Here is a 13,751-nt window from a genome sequence, read left to right as displayed (position 1 = left end):
CTCCGCGCTGGCGATTAGCGAAAACCGAGGCGAGGGCTGATCTCCCCCGCAAGCGGGGAGATTGGCTGTCGCTGCCGCCTTCGCCAATCTTACAACGGTGTCTCGCGCCACCCTCACCGCTTCACCTCCCACGTCGTCACGCGTTCGTTGGTGACAGGATCCTTGCCGTCCTTCAGCTGCACGCCTTGCTCCAGAAGCTCGTCGCGGATGCGGTCGGCCTCGGCCCAGTTTTTCGCTGCGATCAGTTCCAAGCGCTTGGCGATCGCCTTGGCGATCGCTGCCTCGTCGACCTTGGCCGCGCCGATATCGAAGCCGAGGAACAACAGCGATGCCTTCAGCGATGCGGCCGCTTCGTTGCCCTCCGCGGCCTCACCGGCAAGCTGCGTGAGCTGCTGGAAGGCGGCATAGGTGGCGAGGTCGTCAGACAGCGCCGCCACAACCTCCGCCGGAACTTGCCCTGCCGACGGGGAGAGATCGGCGGCGCGCTTCCATTTGCGCAGCGTATTCTCGGCCTCTTCCAGCTTGCGTACGGAAAAATCGATCGGCTCGCGGTAATGCGTCATCAGCATCGCCAGCCGCAGCACCTCGCCCGGCCATTTGCGGCCGCCGAAAGTGTCGGTTTCCAGCAGTTCGGCGATGGCGTAGAAATTGCCGACGCTCTTCGACATTTTCTGGCCCTCGACCTGCAGGAAGCCGTTGTGCATCCAGACATTGGCCATGACGTCGGTGCCGTGGGCGCAACGCGACTGGGCGATCTCGTTCTCATGGTGCGGGAAGATCAGGTCGAGGCCGCCGCCATGGATGTCGAAGACGTCGCCGAGATAGGCGGCCGACATGGCCGAGCATTCGATGTGCCAGCCCGGCCGGCCCCTGCCCCATGGGCTGTCCCAGCCGGGCTCTTCCGGTGACGACAATTTCCACAGCACGAAATCGCCCGGGTTCTTCTTGTGAGCGTCGACGGCAATTCGCGCACCGGCCTGCTGTTCGTCGAGATTGCGCTTCGACAGCTCGCCATAATCCGGCATCGAGGCGGTGTCGAACAGCACTTCGCCGGCGGCGACATAGGCGTGGCCGCGTTCGATCAAACGTTCGATGAGGGTGATCATGTCAACCTTGCCGTCGGCGCGGCGCGCGACGAACTCGGTGGCGCGCGGCTCGACCGTCGGCGGCAAGCAGCCGAGTGCGGCGACATCCTTGTGGTACTGGTCGGCGGTTTTTTCGGTGACGCGGCGGATTGCCTCGTTGAGCGTCAGGTTTCCCGACGCGATCTCGGCGCCGAAATCGCGCAGCGCGCGGGCGTTTATCTTGTCGTCGACATCTGTGATGTTGCGCACATACGTGACACCAGCCTCGCCGTAGAGGTGACGCAGCAAACGGAACAGCACGTCGAAGACGATCGCCGGACGCGCATTGCCGATATGGGCAAAGTCGTAGACGGTCGGACCGCAGACATACATGCGCACATTCGACGGGTCGATGGGGACGAACACGTCCTTCGTCCGCGTTAGCGTGTTGTAGAGGCTGAGACCCTTCGATGCGTCAGACATGCGTGCCCTTCCGGTCCGTTAAGTTCTGGAGAGAGCCTTACCTGTGCCAAGGCACAAATCGGGCTCCAGCCTGCTGGCCGGGGCGTTTGTCCACTCTGGGGAAAGATGAGGCGAAAACGTCCGGACCAGCGCGAAGCTAGCCAATAATGCAAATGCCACAAATGGCGAAAAACGTTTTCATCGGCGGCTTTATCGCCTTGGCCGGTGTTGCCGTCAAGTCGCAACTTCCGGCAAAAGCGTCGCTGGTTCATAGGTCAGGAGCCGCTGAAACATTTTATTAAACATGTCGGCACAGTCATGAAACATTCGCCGGCTAGTTCACCATAGGTCACGATTCGGTCAGATTCGGCCGGCAAACGCAGACACGGAAATGTTACCAGGGAAGAGATCGATGTCACGAACCAAGCAGGAATCGAGCCGCGCCAAGCAACCGGCGCTCGCCAACCACTACCGTGCGATCGGCCCGGCCGCGATCGTCGCCGCCCTTCTCCATACCGCGAAGAATAAAAAGCCGGCGCCGAAAATCACTTCGCCCCGCGCTGCCTGAACAGGCATCGTGCCGCCGCCGACAAGGCGTGCGCCGGAACGGAAGGCTGAGGCCCCATAGCGCGCCTGAAAACAGCAGCTCTTCCTATTGAGCAGGTTCTTCCCGAAGACCGGACATGGCTTCTTGGGAGCGCGCTCTAAAACAGCGTCATCTGACTGTCGTCCGCGCCGGGCTTCTGGCGCCTGACCTTGCCGGGCTCGACGATGCCCATGTCCTGTATCTCCGGCCCGGTGTTGGCGAACTTGTTGACGAGGTCGGAGACCGGAATTGCCTCGAAGAAATCGGGCAGCGCGGGCTTGAGCAGGTCGGCCACATCGCGCGGTTCGAGCGTGCGGCAGTCCAGCCAGCGGGCAAAATCTTCAGGCGCGATCACCACCGGCATCCGGTCATGGATATGGGCGATGCCGGCATTGGCGTTGACGGTAAGAATAGCGCCGGTGTCCATTTCCGAACCGCCCGGCTCGGCATAGGTTTCAATCAGCCCGGCAAAGGCGATCAACCCGCCATGCCGCGGCCGTATCCAGTAGGGCTGGCCCTTCTTGCCGCTGCCGGATTGCTGCCACTCATAGAAGCCGGAGGCCGGCACCAAGGCACGGCGATGGCGCATGGCGGCTTTGAACGAGGCTTTTTCAATAGCGCCTTCCGAACGCGCGTTGATGAGCAGCGGAAATTCCCTGGTGTCCTTGACCCAGGTGGGGATCAGCCCCCAGCGCACCAGCATCGCCTGGCGATCCGGGAAATTCGAGCCCGGCATGCGCGGCGGCCCCGACAACGCCATCAGCACCGGCTGCGTCGGCGCGATGTTGTAGCGGGCCGGAAAATCCTCCAGCTCCGCCAGGCCGAGCAAGGCGGCGGTCTGGTCGGGCGTCGCGGTCAGGGCAAAGCGTCCGCACATTGGCAAGCTCGATGAATTGATCCGATCGCGAACGTGGCGATGGAACCGGCGCTGCGCAACCGCTAAAGCTGCTCGCTGCCAGCCGGTCCACAGGGTGGGCCTCACATAAGCGAATCGATATCGATGAACGAGCAGCGCAAGATACTTCCCGCAGTCTCGGTCGCCGTCGTGCGCGGCAGGACGGTGCTGCTGGTCAAACGGGCGCGGCCGCCGTCGCAGGGGCTTTATGCCTTTCCCGGCGGCAAGGTCGAGCCCGACGAGACGCTGCAAGAAGCAGCAGTGCGCGAATTGCTGGAGGAAACCGGGCTGCGGGCGCAGGACTATCGTCCGCTTCGCGACATCCACATCGACGGCAGCGGCGAGAATCACCCGGTCGACTATCTGCTGACCGTGTTCGGCGCCGTTTATGCCGGCGGCGAAGCGACGGCCAGCGACGATGCCGAGACCGCCGCCTTCTATAGTCTTGATGAAATGGCGACGCTGCCGCTCGCGGGTGACGTCATGGAGGTGGCTGAAGAGCTTTTGGCCTGAAGCAGGCCCATATCTGCCGCTCCGAGAATCGCCTTGCAGGCGACAAAATGTTTCGTCAGATAGACTTATGACCCGCACCTCGCTGTTCCTTACCGCATGCATCGCCACCGCCACGGCTTTTGCCGTGCAGCCGGCGCTGGCCGCCGAGTCGCCGTTCGAGCCCGGGCTGATGCGACTGGCCGAGGTGCTGGGGTCGCTGCATTTCCTGCGCAATCTGTGCGGCGAAAAGGGCGACCAGTGGCGCACCGAGATGGAAAAGCTGATCGATTCGGAAAATCCCGATCCGGAGCGGCGTGCCCGCTTCATCGCCAGCTTCAACCGCGGTTACCGTTCCTTCGGCGGCACCTATACCCAATGCACGCCGTCAGCGACCGAAGCCATCAGCCGCTACATGAAGGAAGGCGAGACGCTGTCGCGCGACATCGCCTCGCGTTACGGCAACTGACGAGCGCCAGACGGCGTTTAGCGAACGCCTTTTCGAGCACCCGCCTTGTATCCACGGCACGTTGATGCAATCTTGGTGTTGCACTTGCGCAACAGTATTAACGAAACGTTAGCGCGCGAATGCGGAATTAACTCAAACTGAAGGTTTTCATCCCGCTCACCGGTCTAATCGGCTAAGTTTGAATCGGACCGAACGCAGGCGACGAAGTTTGTAAAGACGATCAAAAAAATGTCGTATTTACAGATACTTACTTAGCCTGCGTGAGATAGGGGCAGCCCAAGCCGGATCCGACCCGTCGGACCGCCGCTTGAAAAGGTGGACATCGCAAATGGAACATGGCGTCAACGACATCGACGCGCTGGTCAGGGAAGAAAAGCGCCTGACCGCGGTGGAAAGCCATAGCGAGGCCTGGGCGGAAGGTCTGTCGGCCGGCATAGAACCTGAAATCATCGCCGAGGCAGCGCTTGAAACCGCGTTCGGCGAGATGCTGCGAGCCAATGGCGAAACCTCGGCCCTTGCCCTGCTCGATCGCATGCGTGAAAAGGTGATCGCCGGCGCCTTCGAGCCGGAGCGGTTTCGGCACTAGGCGTCGCGCGTCTCAGAGGGTGCATCGCCAGCTTACCGGTTCTTTGACGACGGCGCGCCGTTTGGGCATCATGCCTGAACAGCCTAGGCCCAAGGAGAGGCAAGCGGTGAATTTTTCGATGTCAGGCCGGCCTCGCGGCGTGGTCCTCAGCATCTGGCTTGCCGCCTCTTGCGCCGCGGTTCCGCTGGCGCTTGTCCTGACCAGCAACCCTGCCTATGCGCTGAGCGAGATCAAGCGCGAGGAGCTTCCAGCTCCTGCCGGGCCACCAGCCAATGGTGAGACGGCGCCGTCTGAAAATTCAGTGCCAATGCCCGATCTGCCCGGCACGGCGCCACCGGCCGCCAGCCAGCCGAAATCGCCCACGGAGCCCGGACAAAGCCAACCGGAAGCCCCCGCCAACGATGGCGGCGTGGCCAACCCGCGTGCCGATCCAGAAGCGCCGGTGCCCGAAGTCGTCTATGACCTTTCCAAATTGCCCGAGCCCGTCAGGCGCATGCGCGATCTGATGGTCGAGGCCTGCGTCAGCGGCGACATCGAGAAGCTGCGGCCGCTGATCGGCAAGGGCGACACCATGACCCAATTGTCGCTGGGCGAAATCGAGGGCGACCCGATCGCCTTCCTGAAAGGGCTATCGGGCGACAAGGAAGGTCAGGAAATCCTCGCCATCCTGGAAGAGGTGCTCAATGCCGGCTATGTCCATGTAGACGTCGGCACACCGCAGGAACTCTATGTCTGGCCGTATTTCTTCGCCCTGCCGCTGGACAAGCTCAACGCCAGGCAGCGGGTCGAACTGTTCAAGATCGTCACCGCCGGCGACTATGACGACATGAAGCAGTTCGGAGCCTACATCTTCTACCGCGTCGGCATTACGCCCACCGGGCAGTGGACGTTTTTCGTCGCCGGGGATTGAGTTTCTGCAACGCCCTTACGGCTATTGACCAGGGCTGGAAAGCTCCGGGGCAATACCCGTGTCAGGCCAGATGCGGACGCCTTCACATCGAAGGGCCGAAATCGCTTCGACCGCCGCGTTGGGATCCATTTGCAGCACCTCGGCGGCATGCCGCAATTCTTCCTTGTCCCGCAGCCTGTTTACCACCCAAGCCACCTTGCGCTCGATATCCACGCCATAGGCCACCTTCGCCTTGCCAACAGCGTCGCTCGGAATTTCCTTATAGATGCCAACCAGCACTCCAAGATCGATGGCATCGCGATATGCAATTGCACGGTCCTGACATCGATCCGCGTTCGCCAGCAACTTCTCGGCAAACATATCCGCCGGGACCAGGGCGGATACATTCAGATCGTCGTCGAAATGGCCTCGCAGTTTTATGCGGCCTTCGCGGATGACTTCAAACTTGATCGTTTGGCCTTTCAACCGCACGATCGTCCGCAAGCCATATTGATCGATCTGGAAGTCCCGAACAGCCTCGACCGGCTCAGGAAAGAATGCTCTGACGCCACGTTCGGCTGCGGAGGTCCGCAATTCGCGATAGGCATCGCTGTCGGCACACAGGAAATCCACATCCAGTGAGCGGCGATATTCCCCGAATTTCATGACGATCGCAGTGCCACCGCCGAACCAGCACTGGTTTGCGGTCAGGAAATGGCGATCCATCAATCCGAGCGCTTCGGCAATGATCTGGTGCTCGGGCCTCTTGAATTCCATCATGACGCTCGCGGTGTGTCCTGTTGATATTCCGGCTGCGAGGAACGATCAGGTGAGGGAAATCAGCCGGCGGTCAAGAGCACGCCGTGACCGAATTTGTCTGCCAAACCTTGGATAAGCAGCTTCTCACGCACAGTAAGACGCTTTTGATCGACAAACCGCCAATTACGCTCATACAGCGCAAATGCCTCTTCGGCCGGAATCGGGCGTGCCGCATCGCGGTTCCAGGCGAGCGCCTGGAGCTCCGGAAACTCCGCAGGGACAATCATGGGCGCGATATCTGCGTTCATAATGCCCTTAACGTAGTGGATAGCGCTTAAAAAATCCAACGCAGCAAGAAACCGCTAAGCCGGCAGCGCCTCGGAAAACTCCACCGGCCTGCCCTGTCCTGGCGTGACGATCTCGCCGTCCCACATCACGCGACGACCGCGCACGATCGTGCCGACCGGCCAGCCGGTGACTTCCTTGCCGTCATAGGGCGTCCAGCCGGCCCTGGAGCCGGCCTGCGCATTGGTGATGGTTTCGCGGCGCTGGAGGTCGACAATGGTGAAATCGGCGTCATAGCCTGCGGCAATACGGCCTTTCCGGGCCATGCCGAAGATGCGCTGTGGGCCATGGCTGGAGAGGTCGACGAAGCGCTGCAGGGTCAGCCGGCCTGAATTGACGTGGTCGAGCATGATCGGCACCAGCGTCTGCACCCCGGTCATCCCCGACGGTGAGGCCGGATAGGGCTTTGCCTTTTCGGCCAGCGTGTGGGGGGCGTGGTCGGAGCCGAGCACATCGACGATGCCTTGCGCAATGCCGTGCCAGACGCCGTCGCGATGGCGGGCCGCGCGAACCGGCGGATTCATCTGGATCAGCGTGCCCAGCCGCGCATAGTCGTCGGCGGTGAGCGTCAAATGGTGCGGCGTCGCCTCGCAGGTGGCGACATCCTTGTGCTGTTCGAGGAACACGATCTCTTCGGCAGTGGAGATGTGCAGGACATGGATGCGGGCGCGGGTGCTGCGCGCGATGCGCACCAGCCGCTCGGTGCAGCGCAAGGCCGCGATCTCGTCGCGCCAGACGGGGTGTGAGGACGGGTCGCCCTCGACGCGCAAGCCGAGGCGCTCGCGCAGCCGGAACTCGTCCTCCGAGTGAAAGGCGGCGCGGCGGCGGGTGTTGCGCAGGATCGATGCGACACCCTCGTCGTCCTCGACTAGCAGGTCGCCGGTGGACGAGCCCATGAACACCTTTATCCCGGCAGCACCCGGCAGCCGCTCGAGCTCACCGACATCATTGGCATTCTCGCGTGTGCCGCCAACCCAGAAGGCGAAGTCGCAATGCATCCGGCTGGTGGCGCGGCGCACCTTGTCGGCAAGCGCCGCCTCGCTGGTGGTCAGCGGATTGGTGTTGGGCATTTCGAAGACGGCGGTGACCCCGCCCAGAACAGCGGCGCGAGATCCACTCTCGAGATCTTCCTTGTGCTCCAGCCCCGGCTCGCGAAAATGCACCTGGCTGTCAACGACGCCGGGCAGGACGTGCAGCCCGCGACAGTCGATCGCTTCGCCGGCCGAAGCTTGGCGAAGATCGCCCATTGCGACGATGCGACCACCCTTGACGCCGACATCGCGCGCGCCCTCGCCATCATGGTTGACCACCGTGCCGCCTGTCAGGATGAGGTCGTAGGTGGTGGCCATGGGCGTTCGGTCTCTTGCGGGGGGAGTATCGTCGGCTTACGTAAAGGCCGACCGTTTTGCAAGATCAGGTTCTTTGCCGCCCATGCCTTTTGCCCTGCTCAAAGACCGCGCTCTCATTTCCGTGTCAGGCCCGGATGCCGAGCATTTTTTGCAGAACATCCTCACCACCGACCTCGACACGCTGGCCGTCGACGCGGCAAAGCCCGGTGCGCTGCTTTCGCCGCAAGGCAAGATCCTGTTTGATTTCCTGATCTCGCGTAGCGGCGAAGACGCATTCCGGCTGGATTGCCGTGCCGATATCGCAGACGACTTCCTGCGCCGGCTGATGCTTTACAAGCTGCGCGCCAAGGCCGAGATTGCTAGGCAGGATCAAGTGCTTGTGACGGTTGCCTGGGGCGATGATTCAAGCGCCTCACCTTCTAATTCAACGACACTTGCCGATGTCCGCTTCCGCGATGTGGTTGTGAGCCGTTCCTATGGCGGCGCATCCGCAGGTGGCGACCCGGCTGCGTGGAAGGCGCTCCGCATCGCCAAAGGCATTGCCGAAAGCGGTTCCGATTATCAGCTCGGCGATGCCTTCCCTCACGACGTGCTGCTCGACGAGACCGGCGGCGTCGGCTTCAAGAAAGGCTGCTATGTCGGCCAGGAAGTGGTCTCGCGCATGCAGCATCGCGGCACCGCCAGGCGCCGCGTGCTGATCGTTTCGGCCGACCGCGCCTTACCCGCGCCCGGCACGGAGCTGACGGTTGCGGGGCGGCCGGTCGGCACGCTCGGCTCGACCGCGGGCACGGCCGGACTCGCCATTTCCCGCATCGACCGGGTCAAGGCGGCGCTCGACGCTGGCCAGCCGGTACTGGCCGGTGATGTCACCGTCTCGCTCGCCATCCCGGCCTGGGCGCAGTTCAGCTTTCCCAGGGAAGCCATCGGCGCGGAGGACGCCTGATGGCTGCCGATCGCGTCGGAGCGCCACCGCGCGCGTGGCAGCGCATGCTGTCGGGACGGCGGCTCGACCTGCTAGATCCCTCGCCGCTCGACATCGAAATCTCCGACATCGCCCACGGGCTTGCCCGCGTCGCCCGCTGGAACGGGCAGACCCGCGGCGATCACGCCTTTTCGGTCGCCCAGCATTCGCTGCTGGTCGAGGCGCTGTTCAGCGAGTTGCAGCCGGACGCCTCGGCCAATGCTCAGTTGGCAGCACTGCTGCATGACGCGCCGGAATATGTCATCGGCGACATGATCTCGCCGTTCAAATCGGTAATGGGCGGCTCCTACAAGGAGTGTGAGCTGCGTCTCCAGCGCGCCATCCATCAGCGCTTTTCGCTGCCGCCCGAACTCGGCGTCGGCTTGCGCAAGGAGATCAAGCGCGCCGACCAGATCGCCGCCTATTACGAGGCGACGCTGCTTGCCGGTTTCTCGACCGCGGAAGCAACCGAGTTCTTCGGCCGGCCGCGCGGGTTCAATGCCGACCGCTTCGACTTTAAGCCGCACTCGGTGACCTCGGCGCAAGCTGCCTTCCTCAAACGCTACGCAACGCTTGAAAAGCAACGCCAGGCAACGGTTGCCGTGCATTCGGCGCAGTGAACATACGCTAAATTAACCAGCGGTAACCACAGTACCGGGTTTCGATCACGGTCAGCAGGCACGCCTCATGTCCGTTGCGCACGTCAAGGGTGGTTCGCCCGTCCGCAGACGGGGAGCCGGAGGCGTCGCCGCGCCACGGCAGATCGCCGACGAACTGCGCCACCAGAACGAGCGCTTTTCCGCGGCCGTCGAGAATATGTCGCATGGGCTGTGCATGTTCGACGCCGACGAGCGGATGATCATCTGCAACGGCAACTATATCAGCATCTTCTCCCTCGACGCGAAGATCGTGCGGCCCGGCATCGCGTTCCTGGACATTCTAAAGCACAGCGTCGACATCGGTGTCGCCTCACAGAGCGCCGAAGACCTGTATGCCATCCGCAAGCCCTATATCGAGCGCGCGCAAGCCTCGACCTACGAGGAAATACTGTCGGACGGACGCATCGTTTCCATCACGCACCGGCCGCTGGCCTCAGGCGGCTGGGTGTCGATCTATGAGGACATTACGGAGCAAAGGCGGGCCGAGCAGGAACTGAAGGAGCAGCACCGCCGCTTCGATGCGGCGCTCGCCAACATGTCGCAAGGCCTGTTGATGTACGACGCCGAAGGCACGCTGATCGTGCGCAACCAGCGCTTCCTCGACCTCTACAAGGTCACGCCTGACGACTTCCCGCTCGGCATGAGCCAGCGCGCCCTGCTCGAACAGATGGTGCGACTGCGCATCTATCCGTCGATGGACATCGACGGCGAGATCGCCAACACCAGAGCCAGCCTGCAGGCCGGTGAGGAGCGTTCGACAGACCGCAGCCTTGCCGATGGCCGAACGCTGCTGGTTGCGCGCCGGCCGCTTACCGGTGGCGGCTGGGTGGCGACCTTCGAAGACATCACCGAGCGCCGGCGCGCCGAAGAGCGCATGAGCCACCTTGCCCATTACGACACGCTGACCGACCTGCCCAACCGCTCGATGTTTCGCGAACGGCTCGACCAGGCGATGACCGGCGATACACCGTTGGCGATCTTCTCGCTCGACCTCGATCGCTTCAAGGCCGTTAACGACACCTGGGGACACCCGGCCGGTGACTGGCTGCTGAAATGCGTGGCGGAGCGGTTGCGGCACAGCCTGCGCAGCGACACCGATGTGGTCGCCCGCCTCGGTGGCGACGAGTTCGCCATCCTGCAGTTCAATCCCAAAGGCGCCACCGATGCGGAACAACTGGCAAAACGCATCGTCGCTGTCGTCAGCCAGCCGTTTCGCGACAAGGGCCGCGACATGCATGTCGGCATCAGCCTTGGCATCGCGCTGTATCCCGGTGACGGCAAGGACGCCGACACGCTTTTGAAGAACGCCGACATGGCGCTTTACAGCGGCAAGAGCGAAGGCCGCAACGTCTACCGCTTTTTCGAGCCCGGCATGGATGCCTTGGTGCGGGCGCGCCTGGCGCTCGAAACCGATCTCGAGACGGCACTGAAACGGCGGGAGTTCGTGCTGGAGTTCCAGCCGATCACCAACATCGCGTCGGGCAAGATCGTCGGCGCCGAAGCGTTGATGCGGTGGAATTCACCGACGCGCGGCCTGGTGGCGCCCGACGATTTCATCGCAGCCGCCGAAGACAGCGGGCTGATCGTTCCGCTGGGCGAATGGGCGCTGAAACAGGCCTGCAGCGTGGCCGCCGGCTGGCCGCCTGGAATGCGCATCGCCGTCAATGTCTCGGCAGTGCAGATCAGAAGCGCCGACTTTGCCCGCAGCGTGATTTCGGCGCTGGCCGTTTCCGGTGTGCCGGCCAGCCGGCTCGAACTGGAAATCACCGAGACCGTGCTGATGGATGAGAGCGAGACGGTGCTGAAGACGCTGAGGCAGCTGCGCGAACTCGGTATCCGCATCGCGCTCGACGATTTCGGCACCGGCTATTCGTCGCTCGGCTATCTCAGGCGTTTTCCCGTCGACAAGATCAAGATCGACCGCTCCTTCATCCACGATATCGACAACAAGGACACGGCGGCGATCGTGCGCACGATCATCGGGCTTGGTGCCGAACTTGGCATCACCGTCACCGCCGAAGGCGTCGAGACCGAAGCGCAGCTCGACATATTGCGCAAGGCTGGCTGCGTCGAGGCGCAGGGCTTTCTGATCGGCATGCCGTCAAAGGCCGCCGACATGGCTCGACTTCTCAAGACGAGGGCAGCGTCCCGGCGCGCCTGAACATCCCCGGCGTCATTCCATGCGCGGCGCGGAAGGTGCGCGAGAGATGGCTCTGGTCGGAGAAGCCGGCCGCAAAGGCAGCACCGGCGAGATCTGAACCTTGCCGGATCAGGAGATCGGCACGGCGCAGCCTGCGGTCACGGATGAAGGCAGCAGGGGTGAGACCCAGCACTTTCCTGAAATCGCGGATAACTTGAAAGCGCGTCACGCCTGCGGCTTCAGCGAGCCGCTGCAAATCGAGGTCCGAGTTCAGATGGTCTTCGATGACCTGTTCATAGACCCGGAGCCGGCTTTTCGATCCGAAGCTTTCGACCGCTTCGCGCCGCCGGCCGCCCCAATCGCCATGGCGCAAGATGAGCTTGCGTAGCGCGATCAGCATGGACGTCTCGGCACTCGTGGCATCGCCCGATGTCGAGGCTTGGTGAGCGACGGCCACCGCCTGGACGGTGTCGGCATCATCGACGATCGCTTGTGAAAACAGCGGTGGGCGATCCTGCCCGAGTTCTCCTGATATCGCGCCCATGAGTGAGGCCGAGGGATAGAAGGTGCGGTAAGCCCAGCCCTGGTCGGCGCCCGCCTCGCCGTCATGCCACACTTCCGGATTGACGAGCAGAACCGTGCCCGACGGCGCGAGGACAGTCTCGTTGCCGATGCGGACACGCTCGCACCCTTGCGTAATCAGCGCGACGACATAGGTCGGGTGCGTGTGCAACTGGTAGCGATGCCGCGTGAAGCGCGCCTTGAGCATGCCAAGATCGCGAAAGCGCGGATGACGCCAGAACTGCGTCGTCTCCTGAGGCTGTTGAATTCCAGACACGGTCAATCCTGTTCAAGACGCCGCCGGTGCAGACCCTTTAGGTGCTGGCATCGACAAGGCCAAATTTACGACGGCCGGCAAGGAGAGCGCAATGCTGCACAACGACCCCGTCGCCGCCCTCACCCCGCAGGTGATAAAATGGCGGCATCACATCCATGCCAATCCGGAGCTCGGCTACGGCGAACATGAGACCGCGCGCTTCGTTGCGGACAAGCTGCGCACCTTCGGGCTCGACGAAATCCATGAAGGCATAGGCGGCACCGGCGTGGTTGGTGTCCTCAGAGGACGACCAGGCGTGCGCGCCATCGGGCTTCGGGCCGAACTCGATGCCTTGCCCGTGCTGGAGAAGACCGGGCTGTCCTACGCGTCGAAAAAGGACGGTGTGATGCATGCCTGCGGCCATGACGGCCACACCGTGATGCTGCTCGGCGCCGCCAAGCTGCTTGCCGATAGCAGAGACTTCGACGGCACGGTCTATTTCATCTTCCAGCCGGCGGAGGAAAATGAAGGCGGCAGCATGCGGATGATCGAGGACAGGCTTTTCGAGCGCTTCCCCGTGGAAGCCGCCTACGCCGTCCACAATTGGCCAGGATTGCCGCTTGGAACGATCGCGGCCCGCGCCGGCGCGATGATGGCCGCCGTCGACACTTTCGAACTGAGCTTCGAGGGGACCGGCGCGCATGCCGCCATGCCGCAGCTGGGCGACGATCCCGTGCTTGCGGCCGGCGCCTTCGTCCAGGCCGTGCAGCGCATCGTCAGCCGTTCGGTAGACCCGCAGGCGGCGCTGGTCGTCTCGATCACCCAGATCCATGGCGGCAACGTCGGCAACATCGTGCCAAGCAAGGTCTGGCTGCAGGGGACCTGCCGCTTCTTCGAGCCCGCTTTGTCGGACCATTGCGAAAGGCTGATCGGCGACATCGCGCAAGGCATTGCCTCGGCGCATGCCCTCACCGCCAAGCTCGCCTACAAGAAAGGCTATCCGCCGCTGGTCAACACGTCGGCTGCCACTGACCGGGCCGTCCAGGCGGCAACCGCGGTTGTCGGCCGCGAGCAGGTCGAGACCGCATCCAACCCGAGCCTCGGCTGCGAGGATTTTGCCTACATGGTCCGCGAAGCCGGCGGCTGCTATGCCTGGGTCGGCGCAGGAGCGGTCAGACCGGGCGAAGGGCTGCACGGCGATCGCTATGTCTTCAACGACGCCATCGTCCCCACCGTGCTCCGCTATTTCGTCACGCTCGTTGAGCAGACGCTACGCTGACG

At 63.0% G+C, this 13,751-nt stretch carries 15 protein-coding genes; 9 read left to right on the top strand and 6 right to left on the bottom strand.

Going from position 1 to position 13,751, the window contains the following annotated elements; translation table 11 throughout:
* Positions 1-113 precede the first annotated feature (113 nt).
* A complete protein-coding gene (gene cysS / locus X756_RS139315; protein WP_023731436.1) occupies positions 114-1,547 on the bottom strand; it encodes a cysteine--tRNA ligase in 1,434 nt (477 codons plus the stop codon).
* A gap of 391 nt (positions 1,548-1,938) precedes the next feature.
* Here cysS and X756_RS1000000168140 point away from each other — a divergent pair, with 391 nt between their 5' ends.
* Positions 1,939-2,094, top strand: coding sequence for a hypothetical protein (locus X756_RS1000000168140; RefSeq protein ID WP_023673568.1), 156 nt, complete (start codon positions 1,939-1,941; stop codon positions 2,092-2,094).
* A 136-nt stretch (positions 2,095-2,230) separates the two neighbouring features.
* On the opposite strand, the gene X756_RS139320 is transcribed toward X756_RS1000000168140, so the two are convergent.
* Positions 2,231-2,989, bottom strand: a complete 759-nt coding sequence (locus X756_RS139320) for an SOS response-associated peptidase (RefSeq protein WP_023731434.1) — start codon at positions 2,987-2,989, stop codon at positions 2,231-2,233.
* Positions 2,990-3,112: 123 nt separating this feature from the next.
* Here X756_RS139320 and X756_RS0135450 point away from each other — a divergent pair, with 123 nt between their 5' ends.
* The 4 genes from X756_RS0135450 to X756_RS139335 all read left to right on the top strand — a co-directional run bounded on the left by X756_RS0135450 (position 3,113) and on the right by X756_RS139335 (position 5,461).
* Positions 3,113-3,520, top strand: a complete 408-nt coding sequence (locus tag X756_RS0135450; protein WP_031239471.1) for an NUDIX domain-containing protein — start codon at positions 3,113-3,115, stop codon at positions 3,518-3,520.
* Between the two features lie 67 nt (positions 3,521-3,587).
* Positions 3,588-3,965 carry a TIGR02301 family protein gene (locus X756_RS139325; protein ID WP_023731433.1) on the top strand — a complete coding sequence of 126 codons (378 nt, stop codon included), beginning with the start codon at positions 3,588-3,590 and terminating at the stop codon, positions 3,963-3,965.
* 328 nt (positions 3,966-4,293) lie between these two features.
* Positions 4,294-4,551 carry a hypothetical protein gene (locus X756_RS139330; RefSeq protein ID WP_023673564.1) on the top strand — a complete coding sequence of 86 codons (258 nt, stop codon included), beginning with the start codon at positions 4,294-4,296 and terminating at the stop codon, positions 4,549-4,551.
* A 106-nt stretch (positions 4,552-4,657) separates the two neighbouring features.
* Entirely contained in the window at positions 4,658-5,461 is an 804-nt protein-coding gene (locus tag X756_RS139335) for a hypothetical protein (protein ID WP_023692874.1), read from the top strand.
* A gap of 21 nt (positions 5,462-5,482) precedes the next feature.
* Here the strand turns inward: X756_RS139335 and X756_RS139340 are convergent, their stop codons facing one another.
* The 3 genes from X756_RS139340 to X756_RS139350 all read right to left on the bottom strand — a co-directional run bounded on the left by X756_RS139340 (position 5,483) and on the right by X756_RS139350 (position 7,893).
* Positions 5,483-6,217, bottom strand: a complete 735-nt coding sequence (locus X756_RS139340; RefSeq protein ID WP_023731432.1) for a nucleotidyl transferase AbiEii/AbiGii toxin family protein — start codon at positions 6,215-6,217, stop codon at positions 5,483-5,485.
* 62 nt (positions 6,218-6,279) lie between these two features.
* On the bottom strand, positions 6,280-6,507 hold the full coding sequence (locus tag X756_RS139345; protein WP_031239468.1) for a hypothetical protein: 228 nt from the start codon (positions 6,505-6,507) through the stop codon (positions 6,280-6,282).
* A gap of 54 nt (positions 6,508-6,561) precedes the next feature.
* Entirely contained in the window at positions 6,562-7,893 is a 1,332-nt protein-coding gene (locus X756_RS139350) for a dihydroorotase (RefSeq protein ID WP_023731430.1), read from the bottom strand.
* Positions 7,894-7,975: 82 nt separating this feature from the next.
* Between X756_RS139350 and X756_RS139355 the strand changes: the two genes are divergently transcribed.
* The 3 genes from X756_RS139355 (at position 7,976) to X756_RS139365 (ending at position 11,674) form a co-directional block, all read left to right on the top strand.
* On the top strand, positions 7,976-8,836 hold the full coding sequence (locus X756_RS139355) for a folate-binding protein YgfZ (protein ID WP_023731429.1): 861 nt from the start codon (positions 7,976-7,978) through the stop codon (positions 8,834-8,836).
* Entirely contained in the window at positions 8,836-9,474 is a 639-nt protein-coding gene (locus tag X756_RS139360) for an HD family hydrolase (protein WP_023670260.1), read from the top strand. Before X756_RS139355 ends, X756_RS139360 begins: the two co-directional genes overlap by 1 nt.
* Before the next feature lie 67 nt (positions 9,475-9,541).
* Positions 9,542-11,674, top strand: a complete 2,133-nt coding sequence (locus tag X756_RS139365) for an EAL domain-containing protein (RefSeq protein ID WP_023692871.1) — start codon at positions 9,542-9,544, stop codon at positions 11,672-11,674.
* Here X756_RS139365 and X756_RS139370 read toward each other — a convergent pair.
* A complete protein-coding gene (locus X756_RS139370) occupies positions 11,643-12,491 on the bottom strand; it encodes an AraC family transcriptional regulator (RefSeq protein ID WP_245264580.1) in 849 nt (282 codons plus the stop codon). The genes X756_RS139365 and X756_RS139370 overlap by 32 nt on opposite strands.
* A 91-nt stretch (positions 12,492-12,582) precedes the next feature.
* On the opposite strand from X756_RS139370, the gene X756_RS139375 reads away from it, so the two are divergent.
* Positions 12,583-13,749, top strand: coding sequence for an amidohydrolase (locus tag X756_RS139375; RefSeq protein WP_023731427.1), 1,167 nt, complete (start codon positions 12,583-12,585; stop codon positions 13,747-13,749).
* Positions 13,750-13,751: the final 2 nt, after the last annotated feature.

The sequence above is a fragment of the Mesorhizobium sp. LNJC405B00 genome (assembly GCF_000502615.1).
GTDB lineage: Bacteria > Pseudomonadota > Alphaproteobacteria > Rhizobiales > Rhizobiaceae > Mesorhizobium.
Note: the sequence above shows the minus strand (reverse complement) of the source record. Positions and strands in the feature narration are given on the sequence as shown.

What these genes read in the sequence shown, in the direction of transcription:
- cysS (WP_023731436.1), bottom strand. Translation starts at nt 1,547, where the DNA reads ATGTCTGACGCATCGAAGGGTCTCAGCCTCTACAACACGCTAACGCGG.
- X756_RS1000000168140 (WP_023673568.1), top strand. Translation starts at nt 1,939, where the DNA reads ATGTCACGAACCAAGCAGGAATCGAGCCGCGCCAAGCAACCGGCGCTC.
- X756_RS139320 (WP_023731434.1), bottom strand. Translation starts at nt 2,989, where the DNA reads ATGTGCGGACGCTTTGCCCTGACCGCGACGCCCGACCAGACCGCCGCC.
- X756_RS0135450 (WP_031239471.1), top strand. Translation starts at nt 3,113, where the DNA reads ATGAACGAGCAGCGCAAGATACTTCCCGCAGTCTCGGTCGCCGTCGTG.
- X756_RS139325 (WP_023731433.1), top strand. Translation starts at nt 3,588, where the DNA reads ATGACCCGCACCTCGCTGTTCCTTACCGCATGCATCGCCACCGCCACG.
- X756_RS139330 (WP_023673564.1), top strand. Translation starts at nt 4,294, where the DNA reads ATGGAACATGGCGTCAACGACATCGACGCGCTGGTCAGGGAAGAAAAG.
- X756_RS139340 (WP_023731432.1), bottom strand. Translation starts at nt 6,217, where the DNA reads ATGGAATTCAAGAGGCCCGAGCACCAGATCATTGCCGAAGCGCTCGGA.
- X756_RS139345 (WP_031239468.1), bottom strand. Translation starts at nt 6,507, where the DNA reads ATGAACGCAGATATCGCGCCCATGATTGTCCCTGCGGAGTTTCCGGAG.
- X756_RS139350 (WP_023731430.1), bottom strand. Translation starts at nt 7,893, where the DNA reads ATGGCCACCACCTACGACCTCATCCTGACAGGCGGCACGGTGGTCAAC.
- X756_RS139355 (WP_023731429.1), top strand. Translation starts at nt 7,976, where the DNA reads ATGCCTTTTGCCCTGCTCAAAGACCGCGCTCTCATTTCCGTGTCAGGC.
- X756_RS139360 (WP_023670260.1), top strand. Translation starts at nt 8,836, where the DNA reads ATGGCTGCCGATCGCGTCGGAGCGCCACCGCGCGCGTGGCAGCGCATG.
- X756_RS139365 (WP_023692871.1), top strand. Translation starts at nt 9,542, where the DNA reads ATGTCCGTTGCGCACGTCAAGGGTGGTTCGCCCGTCCGCAGACGGGGA.
- X756_RS139375 (WP_023731427.1), top strand. Translation starts at nt 12,583, where the DNA reads ATGCTGCACAACGACCCCGTCGCCGCCCTCACCCCGCAGGTGATAAAA.